This is a genomic window from Schaalia turicensis ACS-279-V-Col4 (assembly GCF_000296505.1).
GTDB lineage: Bacteria > Actinomycetota > Actinomycetes > Actinomycetales > Actinomycetaceae > Pauljensenia > Pauljensenia turicensis_A.
Window position 1 is genome coordinate 656,354 of the sequence record NZ_JH815209.1, and the last position, 15,944, is coordinate 672,297.

The 15,944-nt window shown below is 61.5% G+C and carries 14 protein-coding genes and 1 riboswitch; of the genes, 3 read left to right on the plus strand and 11 right to left on the minus strand.

Features of this window, described 5'->3' with window-relative positions:
- Positions 1-91: 91 nt before the first annotated feature.
- From HMPREF9241_RS06670 to HMPREF9241_RS06680, 3 genes are all read right to left on the minus strand, one after another.
- Complete coding sequence (locus tag HMPREF9241_RS06670; RefSeq protein ID WP_006681525.1) at positions 92-1,048, minus strand: ParB/RepB/Spo0J family partition protein; 957 nt, start codon at positions 1,046-1,048, stop codon at positions 92-94.
- Positions 1,035-1,799, minus strand: coding sequence for a ParA family protein (locus tag HMPREF9241_RS06675; RefSeq protein WP_006681526.1), 765 nt, complete (start codon positions 1,797-1,799; stop codon positions 1,035-1,037). The genes HMPREF9241_RS06670 and HMPREF9241_RS06675 overlap by 14 nt, the downstream gene beginning before the upstream one ends.
- A gap of 204 nt (positions 1,800-2,003) precedes the next feature.
- Positions 2,004-2,375, minus strand: a complete 372-nt coding sequence (locus tag HMPREF9241_RS06680) for a YraN family protein (RefSeq protein WP_006681527.1) — start codon at positions 2,373-2,375, stop codon at positions 2,004-2,006.
- A 548-nt stretch (positions 2,376-2,923) separates the two neighbouring features.
- Between HMPREF9241_RS06680 and HMPREF9241_RS06685 the strand changes: the two genes are divergently transcribed.
- Positions 2,924-3,175: a hypothetical protein gene (locus HMPREF9241_RS06685; RefSeq protein ID WP_006681528.1), complete on the plus strand. Its 252-nt coding sequence runs from the start codon at positions 2,924-2,926 to the stop codon at positions 3,173-3,175.
- Between the two features lie 83 nt (positions 3,176-3,258).
- On the opposite strand, the gene HMPREF9241_RS06690 is transcribed toward HMPREF9241_RS06685, so the two are convergent.
- The 3 genes from HMPREF9241_RS06690 to HMPREF9241_RS06700 are packed head-to-tail and all read right to left on the minus strand — an operon-like array spanning position 3,259 to position 4,965.
- Positions 3,259-3,684, minus strand: coding sequence for a plasmid mobilization protein (locus tag HMPREF9241_RS06690; RefSeq protein WP_006681529.1), 426 nt, complete (start codon positions 3,682-3,684; stop codon positions 3,259-3,261).
- Positions 3,685-3,689: 5 nt separating this feature from the next.
- On the minus strand, positions 3,690-4,760 hold the full coding sequence (locus tag HMPREF9241_RS06695; RefSeq protein WP_006681530.1) for a site-specific integrase: 1,071 nt from the start codon (positions 4,758-4,760) through the stop codon (positions 3,690-3,692).
- A 1-nt stretch (position 4,761) separates the two neighbouring features.
- Positions 4,762-4,965 carry a hypothetical protein gene (locus tag HMPREF9241_RS06700; RefSeq protein WP_006681531.1) on the minus strand — a complete coding sequence of 68 codons (204 nt, stop codon included), beginning with the start codon at positions 4,963-4,965 and terminating at the stop codon, positions 4,762-4,764.
- A gap of 140 nt (positions 4,966-5,105) precedes the next feature.
- On the opposite strand from HMPREF9241_RS06700, the gene HMPREF9241_RS06705 reads away from it, so the two are divergent.
- Positions 5,106-5,519, plus strand: coding sequence for a helix-turn-helix domain-containing protein (locus HMPREF9241_RS06705; protein ID WP_006681532.1), 414 nt, complete (start codon positions 5,106-5,108; stop codon positions 5,517-5,519).
- Between the two features lie 618 nt (positions 5,520-6,137).
- On the opposite strand, the gene guaA is transcribed toward HMPREF9241_RS06705, so the two are convergent.
- Positions 6,138-7,706: a glutamine-hydrolyzing GMP synthase gene (guaA, locus tag HMPREF9241_RS06710; RefSeq protein WP_006681533.1), complete on the minus strand. Its 1,569-nt coding sequence runs from the start codon at positions 7,704-7,706 to the stop codon at positions 6,138-6,140.
- Positions 7,707-8,017: 311 nt separating this feature from the next.
- Between guaA and HMPREF9241_RS06715 the strand changes: the two genes are divergently transcribed.
- Positions 8,018-9,400 carry a hypothetical protein gene (locus HMPREF9241_RS06715; protein WP_006681534.1) on the plus strand — a complete coding sequence of 461 codons (1,383 nt, stop codon included), beginning with the start codon at positions 8,018-8,020 and terminating at the stop codon, positions 9,398-9,400.
- 226 nt (positions 9,401-9,626) lie between these two features.
- On the opposite strand, the gene purH is transcribed toward HMPREF9241_RS06715, so the two are convergent.
- The 4 genes from purH to sucC form a co-directional block, all read right to left on the minus strand.
- Positions 9,627-11,465, minus strand: coding sequence for a bifunctional phosphoribosylaminoimidazolecarboxamide formyltransferase/IMP cyclohydrolase (purH, locus tag HMPREF9241_RS06720; RefSeq protein ID WP_006681535.1), 1,839 nt, complete (start codon positions 11,463-11,465; stop codon positions 9,627-9,629).
- 26 nt (positions 11,466-11,491) lie between these two features.
- Positions 11,492-11,577: riboswitch (ZMP/ZTP riboswitch) on the minus strand.
- A 373-nt stretch (positions 11,578-11,950) separates the two neighbouring features.
- The gene (locus HMPREF9241_RS06725) at positions 11,951-13,459 is read right to left on the minus strand and encodes a cell division protein PerM (RefSeq protein WP_243440789.1); all 1,509 of its coding nucleotides are present in this window, start codon (positions 13,457-13,459) and stop codon (positions 11,951-11,953) included.
- Between the two features lie 278 nt (positions 13,460-13,737).
- Complete coding sequence (gene sucD / locus HMPREF9241_RS06730; protein WP_006681537.1) at positions 13,738-14,658, minus strand: succinate--CoA ligase subunit alpha; 921 nt, start codon at positions 14,656-14,658, stop codon at positions 13,738-13,740.
- A 27-nt stretch (positions 14,659-14,685) separates the two neighbouring features.
- Complete coding sequence (sucC, locus tag HMPREF9241_RS06735; protein WP_006681538.1) at positions 14,686-15,885, minus strand: ADP-forming succinate--CoA ligase subunit beta; 1,200 nt, start codon at positions 15,883-15,885, stop codon at positions 14,686-14,688.
- Positions 15,886-15,944 lie beyond the last annotated feature (59 nt).

Below are 15,944 nucleotides of genomic sequence, written 5' to 3' on the forward strand. Positions count from 1 at the left end.
CGGGCTCCCCAACGGCCCGCGGCATGACGGGTCCGAGGCCGCCCGGTCCCCAAGTGCTATGGACGCCCGACGCGATGTCGGACGCCATAGGCTACTTGCTGGATTTCGAACCTGAGGCCCTTCTTCGAACCTTCTGGGCTCCTCCGCCCGCCTCCGCGTAGGGCGCGGTCATGATCGCCATCTCGCGCAGCAGCGAGAGGTCGGCCGCGCTCGGGCTCTCGGGCGGGCTCTCAAGGAAGTCGGCGACGAGCCTCGCGGCCTTCGCGATGCGCCCGTCGGGGCCGGCCTGCGTCTTGCCCTCGCTCCTCACGTAGTCGGAGAGCTCCCGCTTGGTGCGCCGCCAGGGCTCCATGGCGGCGTGCATCTCCGCCTGGCGCTCCTTCGACATGCCCGCGAGCGAGCGCACCGCCTCGGCGCTGAGGTTGCCGCGGTCGGCCTCGGCGGCCCACTCGGGCGAGAGGTCCTCGGCGATCCGGCGGGCCAGCCTCTCCTCGCGCGCGATGGTCTTGCCGGAGACCTTGCGGCCCGTCTGCCGCTCGATGATGGCGGCCTTCACGTCGTCGACGCGCATGCCGGAAAGCGACGGGTCCTCGGAGCGCAGGCGCACGGCGTCGCCCCTGAGCGCCTCCGTCGCTGCGGCGCGCTCGGTCACGGTGAGGGCGCGGGTGAAGTAGTTCGCGGCGTGGAGCAGCGTCACCGCCCGCTCGTCGTCGATGCCCTCTATCACGCGGCAGGGCATCTTCTCGTAGGCGGGGTCGTCCTTGGCGAGCAGCGCGTAGGCGGCCTTGCGCCGGTGCCCGGAGACCATCTGCCACGAGCCGTCGCCGACCTTTCGCACGAGCGGCAGGTCGGTGAGGCCGTCCTCGCGTATGGACTCGGCGAGCTCGGCTATGCCAGCCGGGTCCATGGAGTAGGCGGCGTTCGCCGGGTGGTCGGCGATGTCGGCCACCGCGATTTCGGACACCGGGTAGCGCCCGCGGGTGCGCGACGCGCCGTCGAGGAGCCCCGTGATAGTGAAGCCCGCGGCCACCTGGCTAGGCGAGCTCACGGGACACCTCGTCTGCGAGCGCCTCGTAGTCGCGCGCGGGGCGGCTCCCCGGCTCGAAGGCGGCCACCGGCTTCCACTGCCAGCTGCCCTCGCAGACCTTGCTGCTCGCGTGGATGACCGTCTCGAACTGCTCGCCAGGGAAGAAGCCGTCGAGCACGGCCGCGCCCGTGGCCTCGGCGTTGGTCATGCGGCCGGGCACGCAGGTGCGCAGTATCTTCCATCTGGGCGTGGGCATGCGCAGGGCGTCCGCGATGGAGCGCGTCGCCTCCACGGTGAGCGCCGTGCCGCGCATCACGGTGGAGTCGAGCTTGACGGGGATGACGACCATGCCGCCCTCCGCCGCGGCGAGGTAGGCGTTGAAGGCGAGCCTGCGCATCACGGGGCTGCAGTCGATGAGGCAAACGTCGTAGGAGCCCGAGGCGTCGTCGAGGGCGAACTTGAGTCGCTGCTCGCGCAGGAGCATCTCGTTCTGGTCGACGAGGTCGATGGTCGAGGCCACCACGTCGAGGCCCTCCCCGGCGGCGTAGGCGACCTCCTCCACGGGGGCGCCGCCGTAGAGCAGCTCGACCGAGGTGCGGCGCTCGGAGGCCGCCCGGTCGTAGAGGCCGAAGAAGTCCGTGGCAGACGCCTGCGGGTCGAGATCGACGAGCAGGGTCCGAAGGCCCCGGGCGGCGAAGATCGCCGCCAGGTTCACGGCGGTCGTCGTCTTGCCGACGCCGCCCTTGTAGTTGGAAATGGCTATCGTGCGCATGGGTCGCGTCCTCTCTAGTGTGGGGCGCGCCTCGCCGCATCAGGTCCGGCGCGCCCCGAGTCTCGGAGCGTCGGGACAAAACCGTACGGATTTGTCCGACAAGCGGAGTGTACCACGAAAACGTACGGATATGTACGCTTTCGTGGTACAGGGGCCGGATTCGGGAAAAGCCCGGCCCCGGGAGCCCGGGACCGGGCGCGCCGCCTAGGAGAGCGGCTCCATCTCGCCGAAGCAGTTGACGTGGTGGCGCAGGAGCGCTCGGTTCTCCTTGACGACCATCATCGCCACCTCGTCGAAGCGGACCGGGGTGTCGGCGTAGTCGTCGCCGTTGCCGGAGAGCCACGTCGCCGCCAGCGCCTCGCGCAGCCCGCGCGCCCTGTGGGCCTCGGGGAATCCGTCCGTCCCGATGCGGACCGTGGCGTCGACGAACACCAGGGTCCCGTCCTCGTCCACCGCCACGAGGTCGATCCCGCCGATGCCCTCGGGCCCCTGCCAGGCCTCGTCGACGATCTCGTAGCCCTTGCGCTCGAGGAAGGCCTTGACCGCGCCCATCGCCTTTTCCTTCATGTCGTTCATGTCTTGCTCCTTAGACTCTTAAGGCCCGCCCCTGTGGCGTGCCTTGCGTCGCGTGAGTCGCATGCAGCGCGGGCGCGCCTGCAAGGGAGGAAGCGAAGTCGGGCGTGGATATAGAAATCTCCCGACGGCAGTTTTTCGCGTTGTTCGCGCGCGGAGCGCATGGGGCGAAGAACCCGAAAAAGTGTCGCGACCCTTGCTGGCCGCCCGCCGGCGTGCGACCCTGCGCGTCCAAGGAGCGCCAGGGCGGGTATTCGGATCAAAGGGGCGCAGGCGTGCGGCATGGAATCCGGCGTGGGCGCCGAGACCCTCCGGGCGTGGGATGCGGCCCGTCGGCGGTTGCTGGGCTCCTGCGGGGATTGACGACGACGTCGTGGCGGGGACGGCGGCGTAACCTCAGGTTGAAGTGCCGCAGCATGAATCGGGACGGACGGCTTTCCCGCGCCGCTTGCGGACGATATGCGCACGAGATCGCTGGCGGCGAGATGGCTCTCCACATGGAACGGCTACGGTGCTGCGCGACACGTCCGTTGAGAGAAGGAGTCGAGCTGATGTTGGGTTACGAAGAGAAGTTGGAGCGCATGGAGCTGATTGATGCCGTGTGCGATGCCGGGAGGCTGGCGAGGGGCCTGGACCAGTTGCTCGAGTCCCTGGCACACGCCGACCAGCTGGACCCGCTCGACGTCGAGGGAATCCTGGCCCTGAGGTCGATAAGCGAGAGGTGCGCCGAGCGCATCGGCGACGCCGCGCGCATCCTGGAGGCGCAGAACGAGATCCTCTACGCCGAGGAGCGAACCGCTTAACTTCCTTTCCCGGAAGATTAACTATTTGCTTTGCGATCATCGCACTAAAGAATCGCAGCCCTAGGTCTACGTTTAGACGAGTGTTAACCGCGTCCCATTCCGAAGATGCTTGCGGTGTTGGATTCTGCATCCATTACGGCTGTCGCTGGCTCTTCCAGGGGTGCGACCCGCTGCAACTGTTCAGGCGCTGAATCGTCAACCCCCTCGCCGAGTGCCAGGAAGAACCTCATCACGAGCTCGACTCTCTGCTGCAGGGAATCGCTCAGCTCGCCGTAGGAGACCGCCAGCCGTACTTCCTTGGCCAACTCCGCCATCGAGCCCCTCAGCGCCTTCTGAACGCTCACGGAGGGCCTCATCTCGACCTGGGTATCGGTGAGCTTGGCGATGATGTAGTCCTGCCTGCTCATACCGCTCCAAGCTGCCATCTCGCATATGAGCTTGTGCTCCTCGGGCGTGCAGCGGAACGCCATCGTCTTGCTGCGCTTGCGGGCGCTGTTCTCGCACGGCATCCTTCTTACCCCCTCGCTCCGTCGAGCGCGGCGGCCATCTCGTCCTGCTTCGTGGGGAACAGGTGCGCGTATCGGTAGGTGATGTCAACCGCCTCGTGGCCCATGCGCTCGGCGATGGCCAGCGCGGAGAAGCCCATCTCGATCAGCAGGCTCACGTGGCTGTGGCGTATGTCGTGTATTCGGATGCGCTTCACGCCCGACGCCTTGCACCCGCGCTCCATCTCGTGGGCCAGGAAGTGCTTGGTCACGGCGAACAGGCGCTCGTCGGGGGCGACGTCGTCGCGGAGCTCTATGAATTCCGCCATCTCGTCGCGCAGGAAGGCGGGCATGACGATTGTGCGCACCGACTTGGGCGTCTTGGGGTCGGTAACGGTGTCCACGCCGTGGAGGCTCTGGTACGACTTGTTGATGCGCAGCCGCGAGCTCTCCAGCATGAAGTCGGACGGAGTGAGCGCCAGGAGCTCGCCGCAGCGGATGCCCGTCCAGTAGAGCAGCTCGAAGGCGTGGAACGACAGCGGCTTGTCCATGACTGCCTCGCTGAACCTCAGGTACTCGTCCTTGGTCCAGAACTGCATCTCGCCGCCCTTCTTCGAGCCTATCTTGTCGACCCTGCGCACCGGGTTGTCGGTGAGGCCGTAGTAGCGCTCTGCGTGGTTGAAGATGGCGTTCAGTTGGTTGTTCACCGTGCGCAGGTACGTCGGCGCCCAGGGCTTCCCGTCGGCGTCCCGGTGCTCGGTGAGCTCGTTTTGCCACCTGATGACGTCGATCGGCCTCACGTCGCACATGCGCATGTCCCCGAAGAACGGCACCAGCTTGTCGTTGATGATGTACTCCTTGGTGATCCACGTGTGCTCGCGTATGCGCGGCTTCACCTCTGAGGCGTACACCTCGACGAACTCGGAGAACGTCATGTCCATGGCCCCGCCGTTAAGGCTCTTGAACTGGCCTTCCCACACGGCGGCCTCCACCTCGGAGGAGAAGCCGCGCTTCGTCTTGTGGCGCTTCGAGCCGCGGGCGTCGCGGTAGTAGCACTGCACGTAGAACGTGCCGTTGCTGTCGTCCTTGTACACCGGCATGTCAGTCCACCTCCGGGAAGTACAGGGCGTCGAAGACGTCGCTCCGGACGCGCCCGCGGATCACCACGCGCCCGCGCGCCTCCTGCTCGGCGTTTATCTTCCTGATCACCTCGTAGGCGCTGCCTTTCTTGATCCTCAGCAGCTCCGCGACCTCGTCGGCGTCCAGCATGTGCGGCCTCGGCGTCTTCGCCACCTTCTCGTCCATGGCTCCTCCTATCATTAGCGTACATATACGTACGGTTTACAGATTCAGAGTAAACGTACATATCTGTACTGTCAATAGAATTGCGTACATTTGCGTACGCTGATAAGATGTGCGAATACGTAATTCCAGGAGGAGGGCGCATGTCCGTAGGCGAGAACATAAGGCGGTACCGCAAGTTACGAGGCATGACTCAGGCGCAGCTCGCCGAGGCGGTCGGCTTGACCGAGGGGGCCGTGCGCCACTACGAGAGCGGCATCCGCGCGGTGAAGCCCGAGCTGCTGGAGTCCATCTCCGCGGCGCTCGTCGTTTCCGTCAACGCCCTCAAGGATTACGGCGTCGAGACCGCGGGCGACCTCATGTCGCTTCTCGTGCGGCTCGAGGACTCCTTCGGCATCGTGCCCGCAGCCGACGGCTCGGGCCTCTCCCTGAACCCCATGGCGCCGCACGCGCCCAAAGCCGCGATGGCAATCGAGCTGTGGGCAGAGAAGCGCGCGCAGCTCGAGAACGGCGAGATCGACGACAGCGAGTACGAGGACTGGAAAGCCTCGCTGTAGCGACTCCTAGCTTTTTGCAATCAACGCAACCAAATCAGAACGCCAGACTAGGCGGTGATCGCCGCCCGCTCCTGCGTCTGCTGAGTTTTTACTCCCCATTGCATGCCAAGGCATTTCCGGCGTACATAGGGAGTAAAAAACGCGGTGGCTTACATGGCGGTACGCGGCAGTACGCAGCGGCATTTCCCCTGATTACTCCCGTTTTCCTTGAGACGGCGAGATTCTTTACTCCCCATTAACCAACTGGGGAAACGCTATACGGAGACCTTCAAAAAGCCCATTGAGTTCGATTTGAGTTTCACAGACCCCAAAACGGCCCCGATTCGTTCTCGGGGACAAAAATCGCGCGTCTACTCACTTGGGATGAATCCTTACTCCCGTTCCTCCGAATGCCGCACCGTGCCTTGCCGTCTTGAAACACGGGGGAGTAAATTGCGAAATCGCAGGTGAAAGGGAGTAAAACGACAAAGAAAAAGCCTCCGTCCCAACGCGGGAACGGAGGCTCGGTTATCGCATTTACTCACCAACATCGCTGGTGGCTTTGCCATGACTCTCGTACGAAACGAAACTCAGCGGCACAGTGCGGCACTCAAAAATGCAGGTCAGAACCCTATCGGCCTACTCCCACTCGATCGTTGCCGGCGGCTTGGACGTCACGTCCAGCACCACGCGGTTCACTTCTGCAACCGAGTTGGTAATGCGCGTCGAGATCTTCGCCAGCACGTCATACGGCAGGCGGGTCCAGTCTGCGGTCATCGCGTCTTCCGAAGAAACGGGACGCAGGACGATCGGGTGGCCATAGGTGCGACCATCACCCTGAACACCCACGGAACGAACATCTGCAAGCAGAACGACCGGGCACTGCCAGATTTCAGAATCGAGGCCAGCAGCAGTCAGCTCTTCGCGAACAATCAGGTCAGCTGCACGCAGGATGTCGAGGCGTTCCTTCGTGACCTCGCCGATGATGCGAATACCGAGGCCCGGGCCCGGAAAGGGCTGGCGCTCAACCAGGTAGTCGGGCAGACCGAGCTCGCGACCAACAGCGCGGACCTCGTCCTTGAACAGCGTGCGCAGGGGCTCAACGAGCTCGAACTTCATGTCGTCGGGCAGGCCACCAACGTTGTGGTGGCTCTTGATGTTTGCTGCGCCCTCGCCACCGCCGGATTCGACAACGTCCGGGTACAGGGTGCCTTGAACGAGGAACTTGACCTCGCCACCTTCCGCACCGATCTGTTCAATGACCTGCTTCTGAGCAGCCTCGAATGAGCGAATGAACTCACGACCGATGATCTTGCGCTTGGTTTCCGGATCGGAAACGCCCGCGAGCGCGCTGAGGAATCGTTCGGATTCATCGCAGGTCACAACGCGGATGCCCATGCCTCGCGCATAGTCGCCTTCGACCTGTTCGCGTTCGCCCGCGCGGAGCAGACCGTGGTCGATGAAGAAGCAGGTGAGCTGGTCACCGACTGCCTTGTGAACCAGCGCTGCTGCCACGGAAGAGTCAACACCGCCGGAGAGCGCGCAGATCACCTGAGCGTCGCCAACCTGCTTGCGGATCGCCTCGACCTGTTCGTCAATGATGGAGCCTGCGGTCCATGAGGGTTCCAGTCCAGCGCCTTCGTAGAGGAAGTTCTTCAGAGCGTCCTGGCCACACTGCGAGTGGCCGACCTCGGGATGCCATTGCAGACCGAACAGCTTGCGGGAGCGATCTTCGAACGCTGCAACCGGGGTTTCGGAGGTGGATGCGGTGACCTCGAACCCTTCGGGAGCCGCCTGGACTGCATCACCGTGGCTCATCCACACGACCTGGTCAGCGGGAGTGCCAGCGAAGAGGCAGGACGAGGTGCCGACGGAAGCATCCGTATGCCCGTATTCGCGGGTGCCGGTGCGACCGACGGTTCCTCCGAGGACAGCGGCCATTGTCTGGAAGCCGTAGCAGATGCCAAGCAACGGAACACCGGCATCAAAGATTGCGGGGTCAATCGACGGAGCGCCCTCTTCATACACGGAGGACGGGCCACCCGACAGGATGATCGCTGCCGGGTCCTTCGCCAGCATGTCGGCGACCGACATGGTGTGAGGAACGATCTCAGAGTAAATGGAGGCTTCACGAACGCGACGGGCGATCAGCTGCGCGTACTGTGCACCAAAATCAACGACGAGGACGGGGCGAGGAGTTGAATTCATGGCTCAATCGTACCTGTCGCTCGTCAGCGAAACGACCCGCGCGAGCGTTCAACGCGTCTCAACCCGCTCCCCACCACCGCGCTTGTTCACCAATCCCACCCCACTCACCACCCCGCTTGCTCACCAATCGCCACTCAAAAATACGAGGCTGCGCGTCCCCGTCTCGCCCCCCATCCGGTGAACAAGCGCGGCCAAAAACCCACAGATGCTTGAACAAGCGCGGTCAATGAAGCCCGTTCAAGCACCTCGTTTCTTGAACAAGCGCGGTCGGTTGAGCGCAAGAAAACCTAGAGGTACGACACAATAGACTCATGCCTGCCAACGACCACCAGATGCCAGCCTTCGGCGCTTTCATGCTCGAACGTGGCAAACACGGCAGTCATAAACGCTTCCCGGACGGTCGCAAGCTTTCCAACGCAGAGCGTCAAGCGCTCCCACTCATCGCGGAATTAAACGCTCCCCTGCAAGTGGCTCGAGACCAGATCGCCAGCATCGCTCACTCCCGAGACGTCCCATGGTTGATCGATCAGTTCCTCAGCCCCGTCGCACTCGCCTCGAAGAAGCGCGTAAAGCTTCCAAACTGGAACCTCCTCTTGAAAGCAGTTGCGCACATCGAAGGAGCATTTGATGCCCAAGACCCCACGATCGCTCCGGCCCACACCCCAGATGTTCCACGTAAGAAACTGCTGGCCGGCCTCGCGAACTGGGCCGAGGCAACCCGAACGAGAGCCAGCGACCCACGCTGGGGCGACATCGACGGCCAGCCTGTCACGCACGCGCAATTTGTTGCTTGGCGAGCGTCAACGGCACGGCAGGAGCTTGCAGTCATCCCTCACCTCGAAGTACCCGCACCATTCGCTCACGCCTTGGAAATCGTGCAGGCATGGGACACCGTGCTTGCTGAACGCGGTTATGTTGGCGAGCAGTTTTCTCTGCGTGAAGAGGTTGTTCGACTGCACAACTGGCCGGGCGATCAGTGGGTTGACGGCGACGACTATGCTTCGGCGCAAAAGCGTTTTCACCGTCGCTTGAAGAAGGCGCGCAAGCTCGCCGATGATCCGGTGCGCGACGCGGTAATGCAACGCGCTCTTTACCTGCGCGAGGGGCTCCTCCTTGATGGAGTTGACCCGTTACAATGGTTCCTTGCAGTTTGTAAGTTCCGCTGGTCGGTACCGGATATGCTCGACGTCCGCCCGGAGATTTTTACGTGGAAACTCGCCGAACAGCTCGCTCATCTTGCCGGAGCTCCGGGGCACGATGATCAGTCGGCAAGTATCGACCTGTCGACGCTGACCGTGAATGACCCGCGCGAATTGGGGCAAGGTAACCTGCGTGCAGTCAGCGGCCCGCGGATCATGATCGACTTGGATGAAGATGTCGTGACAGCGCTTCCACCAGGGTGCCGAGTACGACGTTTCATCGTTTCGGGGCAGTCTGCTCTGGGCCCGGATTGGACCGTGTATTGGGTTGATTCAGAACGCGGGGATGCGCGCGTTATCTTGGATCTCGTCGAGTCCGAGAAGCTGCACCCGAACGTCATCTTCGTCTCCGACGGACAGCCTGACGACCTGGCGAATCTACTGCGCCCATTCTTGGAAGTCGCTTTCGAGATTCCCACGAACCCTCTGACTGCGCACAGTCACATCCCGGGCGTCATGCCACTCTTCCCCGAACATCCAGACGCGGGGCTGTAGCTTCGAGCCTGATTTCAGGGTGTCAGAGGCTCAAAAAGAGGCACCACAGTCTCTCGGTTCCGCGTGCTCTAGGTGTTCCTTGCAACTCGCCACTTTACCGCGCTTGTTCACCTTTCCTTCGCACACGGCAGTGTACTCAGATGAAATTCCCCCTGCCGGAGCGCTCCAGCAGGGGGATAATCAGTGGACGATGTCGCCGTTTCCAACAACCTCGCCGAAATGCAGGTCAGTGTGCGAAGTGGCGCGTGCCCGTCATGTACATCGTGATGCCAGCAGCCTTCGCAGCTTCGATGGATTCCTCGTCGCGGACGGATCCGCCAGGCTGAACGACAGCCTTCACGCCGGCATCAATCAGGACCTGCAGGCCATCAGCGAAGGGGAAGAACGCATCGGATGCGGCAACCGCGCCGATGGAACGCTGCTCAGTTTTTGCGCCAAGAATGTCTTCTGCGCGCGCACCGCCAGCGGACTGAATATCTGCGCCCGCATCCTTGGCCGCGTCACCGGTAGAGCGACCTCCCAGCGTGTTTGCGCGTTCGACTGCAAGCTTGCAGGAATCAACGCGGTTGACCTGTCCCATACCAACGCCGACCGAAGCCTCATCCTTAACCAGCAGGATCGCGTTAGAGCGGACGGCGCGAACCGTGCGCCATGCGAACTCAAGGTCAGCTAGGGTTGCAGCATCCGCGGCTTCACCTGCGACGAGCGTCCAGTTTGCCGGATCGTCGCCGACTGCATCGACGTCATCGCGGTCCTGAACCAGCAGGCCACCAGAAATCTGCTTGAACTCTCTGGCACCGACTGCCAGCGGAGCAACTTCCAGGACACGCAGATTCTTCTTCGCAGACAGGACCTCGAGCGCACCCTCATCGTATCCGGGGGCCAGCACAACCTCGGTGAAGATCGGGACGATCTGCTTAGCCAGTTCAACGCTGACCGGGCGGTTCACGGCGATCACGCCACCGAATGCGGAGACGGGGTCACACGCGTGCGCCTTGCGATGTGCCTCCGCGACGTCGTCGGCAACGGCGATACCGCAGGGGTTCGCGTGCTTGATGATGGCGACGCAGGGGCGCTCATGGTCGTAGACAGCGCGCAGGGCAGCGTCACCGTCGGTGTAGTTGTTGTAGCTCATTGCCTTGCCATGCAGCTGGCGAGCATTGGCGATGCCGGGCAGAAGCTCGTTTTCGTCGAGGTCTTCTTCGTCGGCAATCTCGCGGTACACGGCAGCGTTCTGATGCGGATTCTCACCGTAGCGCAGGGAGTCAACGCGTTCGAAAGCATCGGCGACGAACGCCGGCATGTCGCCTTCTTCGTCGTCAGCTTCGACGATTTCTTCGGATTCCCCGTCGACGGCAAACCCGAGGGACTCAAGGAACGCAGCATCGGAAGCGTCGAGGTGGGTTTCGCAGACCTCGTCCAATTCGTCGCGGACATCGTCCAGATCGAGCTGATCGGCAAACCAGCCGGAGATGGCCAGATCGTAAGTTGCGGTATGTGCGAAGGCGCGTGCTGCCAGTTCGCGACGCTGTTTCAGCGTGAAACCTTCAGCCCGGGCAGCTTCAATAACCGCAGCGTAGGAATCGGGCGAGGTCACGACTGCAACCGACGGATGGTTCTTCGCCGCTGCACGCACCATGGACGGGCCACCGATATCAATCTGCTCGACGCATTCGTCGAAGCTACCCCCGCCGGCAACCGTCTGAGCGAACGGGTAGAGATTGCAAATAACCAGGTCAAATGCCTTCACGCCGAGTTCACTGATCTGCTCGCGGTGGTCAGCCTTGCGCTGATCAGCAAGAATGCCCGCGTGAATCATCGGGTGCAGGGTCTTCACACGACCTTCGAGGACCTCAGGGAAACCGGTGACGTCGTCAACGGGGGTAACCGGGACGCCAGCTTCTGCGATCTTCGCGGCGGTCGAGCCGGTGGAAACAATTTCAACGCCAGCGCCAGCAAGTGCGGTGGCAAGCTCAATCAGACCGGTCTTGTCATAGACGGAAATAAGAGCGCGGGTAATGGGGCGGACGTCAATAGCTTCGAGATTGTCCAGGCGAACGGACATGGGTTCCTCCAGTAATGGTTGATCATGCCCGGCGCCCAGGCGGGCGACGCCTCACGGGTACTTCGGGTTGCTCCCCGGTGGTGATCCACCCTCGCCAGTTGCAACCTACGGCGATCGTATCCCGTAGCGCGTGTGCGTTCCAAGCAGGTCCAGTGAGGGATTCGCCCCACATTCGCCTTCCGCGTGCCAGTTATCGACGAGGCCGACCGCGCTTGTTCAAGGTTCCGTCGAAGCTCAGCGTCCCAGTCTTCGCGCGTTTCAAAGTGAGAAACTAGCAAACAAAGTGCGCGAGGCCTCGTTCCTTCGCTCAGTCGATCGCTGAACACTCCCTGTCTGCACCCACCAGAACCGCCGTGGCGCCGAACGTGGGATCTTCGCACGCTTGAACAAGCGCACGCTTGTTGGAGCCTTCGCCGGACACCAGAACACAGTTAACCGCGCTTGTTCAAGCGGAGCGTGCACCGATCAATGAGTCGGTTCGGTGTTCATTCGCCCTCTTCCAAGCGCGCTTGTTCACCGGTCGAGAGCGAAGAGAGGCCAAGACGCTCAGTTGCAAGCGCATCTTCGGAGCGCGCTTGTTCAGCTTCCTGCTGAGCCGGAGACTTCACCGTCGGCTCAACAACTTGGGGAGTCGGTGTCCATGGAACAAGTTCAGGTTCCGACTGGGATTCTTTGGGGGTGTCATCGGCGCGCTTGTTCACCAAAACCTCGAGTTCTTCCTCGGTCGGGTCAGTATCAATTTCATCCGGTTCCGGAGTCTCTTCTGCTTCAACAAGCGCGGTCGAAACAGGCACGTCTGAAGCCGAAACATCGGAGGGCGATTCTTCAACAAGCGCGGTCGAAGACGGAGCCGTTTGCCCAGCGTCAAGAAGCGAAAGCTCCCATTGATCGCGCATCCACTTCAACGAGCGCGGGTGAACGATCACCCAACCAAATACAAACGCCAAACCAACTTCGCTGAGCAGAGCCGCAGTAGTCGGACCGACATGCGGCCCTAGGAATACCATGCGCGTCGCCCCCAGCTGAAGGGTTGACATGGCCATCCACATCCAGAAGCCAACACCGATCACGACAAATGCGACAGCGGAAAGAACAAACTGTTCACGAAGCGATGCTTGCCGACGCTTCCTTCCGCGCCACATACCGATGCCAAAACCGATCGCAATCGGAACGAGGATCGTCCAATAGCTTGGAGTGATATTGGGCATCGCGCCCAAGACAGGGATACCTGGGATCGGCAAAGTTGGGGCTGACGTGGGCGAATGAAGCGCATCGACTCCGACCCAGAATCCGGGTCCAGCAAACCAAGCCAACGTCCACGCCAAGATTGTTGGGGCGAAAAATAACTGACCGAGTCCAACAAGCGCGTCCTCAATTGGAGATGTCGTGAGCAGGAGCTGGTGGATCCCCGCGATTTGTGAGGTATGAGTAAGAAGGGCGATCAGAGTAAGAACCGCCGCAGATCCGACGACGACTGTGAGTGCGATTGCGGCCTCGCGAATTCCTAAACGAATGAGGCGCGGGACTCCCCACCGGCGAAGTGGATGGTCACCACAAGAAAAAAACGCCCACGCCGACGCGAGAAGCGAAACGAATAGGGCACCCGGCATCGCTTCCCACCAGCGCACATACGAAGCACCCGAACCGATCAGGAAAGCGGTCATCACAGTGAAAGCAGGAACGGCGAACCAGTTCGACGATGGCGAGAACTCTTCGCCTCCGCGCAAGAAGAGTCGGAGCAACACAACGAGGCCGATCGACACAAGAGTGGGGATGGCGTGATAGGTGACGGTTTCTGTATGAACTGATGCGCCGAAGAGGACTCCGAAGACATCCGAACTGGACGCGAACACCGTGTCCCAGCCGATTTTTGACACCCACGGGTTCGACGCGACCGTCAGGAAGGAGCCCATGACGATAAGAACGCAGGTAGCCCAACCGACGAATGCTGCTTCAACGCCCGAAAGCATGGCGCGCGCCCAACCGTCAGGCATGCTCACGCGAATAGTTTTCCGCGTCGGAGCGTACGTCGTTGTGGTGACGCTTGGTGAAGTCTCAGGCGTAACGTTCATAGCGTTATCCATCATGACGCACCGGTGGCCGGTAGGGCTTTCGCACCACCGGCCACCGTCAGATTGAGACCTACCTCAGTGTGGAAGCGAGATCAGATCGCTTTCAGAGTTTGTGTTCTGGCCACTCCGTTTGCAGAGTTTGTGTTCTGTTCGCTTCCGGCCTCTTCAGTTTGCCCTGCCAAAACCGGCATAGAGCGCAACTACTTTGAGAGGATTTCTCGAGCAAGCTGAGCGGTCTGCGACGGAGTCCGACCGACGCGAACACCAACTGCTTCTAGGGCCTCGGCCTTTGCCGCAGCAGTACCGGAAGAACCGGAAACGATCGCGCCAGCGTGCCCCATGGTCTTGCCTTCGGGGGCTGTAAAACCAGCAACGTAGGCGACGACGGGTTTCGTCATGTTTTCCTTGATCCAGGTAGCTGCTCGCTCTTCTGCGTCGCCACCGATTTCGCCGATCATCACAACCAGATCGGTGTCGGGGTCGGCTTCGAACGCCGCCAAGGCATCGATGTGGGTGGTTCCGACCACCGGGTCGCCACCGATGCCAAGGCAGGTGGTGAAACCAAAGTCGCGGAGTTCGTACATGAGCTGATACGTGAGCGTGCCGGACTTAGAAACTAGGCCGATGCGACCCGGACCGGTGATGTCTGCTGGCGTGATACCAACGTTTGACTGGTTTGGGCTAATGATGCCTGGGCAGTTCGGGCCAATCAGACGAACACCCTTCTTCAGTGCATGCGACACGAAAACGGTTGAGTCTGCGACAGGAATACCTTCGGTGATCACAACGATCGTTTCGATGCCAGCATCAATCGCTTCAAGTGCGGCTCCCTTCGCGAAGGCCGGCGGAACGAAGATGACGGAAGTGTTCGCGTTCGTTGCTTCTTTTGCTTCAGCAACAGTGGCGTACACGGGTACGGACACTGTTCCGTTTTCGACCCGGTCAGCGGCCGGGCCGTAGCCAACCACGTCAAAGTCGACACTGGTGCCGGCTTTACGCGGGTTAGTGCCAGCAACAATGGTTGTGCCGGCGCTCAGCATCCGTTGCGTGTGCTTGCGACCTTCAGCGCCCGTCATACCCTGGACGATGACACGGGAGTCAGAGTTAAGGAAAATCGACATTCTTTTCGTCCTTTGTCTTTCGTCTGGTCAGTTCTGAGCCGGCTGTGAAGCAACGGCCTCGGCAGCAAGTTCAGCTGCACGTCGCGCGGCATCGTCCATGGTCTCAACCATGTGGATCAACGGATGGTTCGCCGCCTGGAGAATCGCTCGACCTTCGGCGACCTTATTTCCATCTAGGCGAACCACCAGAGGCTTCGTCGCAGAGTCTCCAAGAACTTCGAGAGCTCCGATGATGCCTTCCGCGACCTTGTCACATGCGGTAATGCCACCGAAAACGTTAACGAAGACAGAGCGAACCTGCTCGTCGCCGAGGATGATGTCGAGGCCCTTTGCCATCACTTCAGCCGAAGCACCGCCACCGATATCGAGGAAGTTTGCCGGTTTTACGCCAAGATCTTCACCGGCCATCGCAACGACGTCGAGGGTTGACATGACCAGACCAGCACCGTTACCGATGATGCCAACTTCACCTTCGAGGCGCACGTAGTTCAGTCCGGCTTCCTTCGCCAACGCCTCGCGGGGATCTTGGGTGGCTCGGTCGACGAGTTCTTCGTGTTCCGGATGGCGGAATCGGGCGTTGTCGTCCAGGCTGACCTTGCCGTCGACTGCCCACACGGTACCGTCGGTGGCAGTGACAAGAGGATTGACCTCGACAAGGGTTGCGTCCTCGTCGCGGTAGGTTTCCCAGAGCAGGACGAGGACCGGAATGAGGGGATCCTGGCGTTCAGCGGGGAATCCCGCTTGCGTCAAGATCTCCCGTGCCACTTGATCGTTGATTCCGATGACGGGGTTCAGAGGCACGCGAGCTAGGGCTTCGGGGCGTTCCTTCGCCAGGGTTTCAATGTCCATACCGCCTTCGCGGGAGCACATTGCAAGGTAGCGACGGTTCGATCGATCAAGGAGGATCGAGAAGTAGTATTCCTCGGCGATGTCGGCACCCGATGCGATCAGCAGGGTTTTGACGATATGTCCCTTGATATCGAGTCCAAGAATTGCCTCTGCTTTTTCAGCGGCTTCTGCGGCAGTGTAAGCAAGTTTGACGCCACCTGCCTTTCCGCGGCCACCGGTTTTCACCTGCGCTTTGACGACGAGAAGCTCGGCGCCATCTGAGAGCAGACGAGTTGCCGCTGTGCGCGCCTCTTCGACAGTCGTTGCGGTAAGCCCGGGCAGTACGGGAACGCCGTGCTTTCGGAACATGTCACGTGCTTGGTATTCATACAGGTCCACGGGTGGACTCCTTTGTCATCTATGGCTTGTCATTGAACAGACTAACGACCATTTAGGCC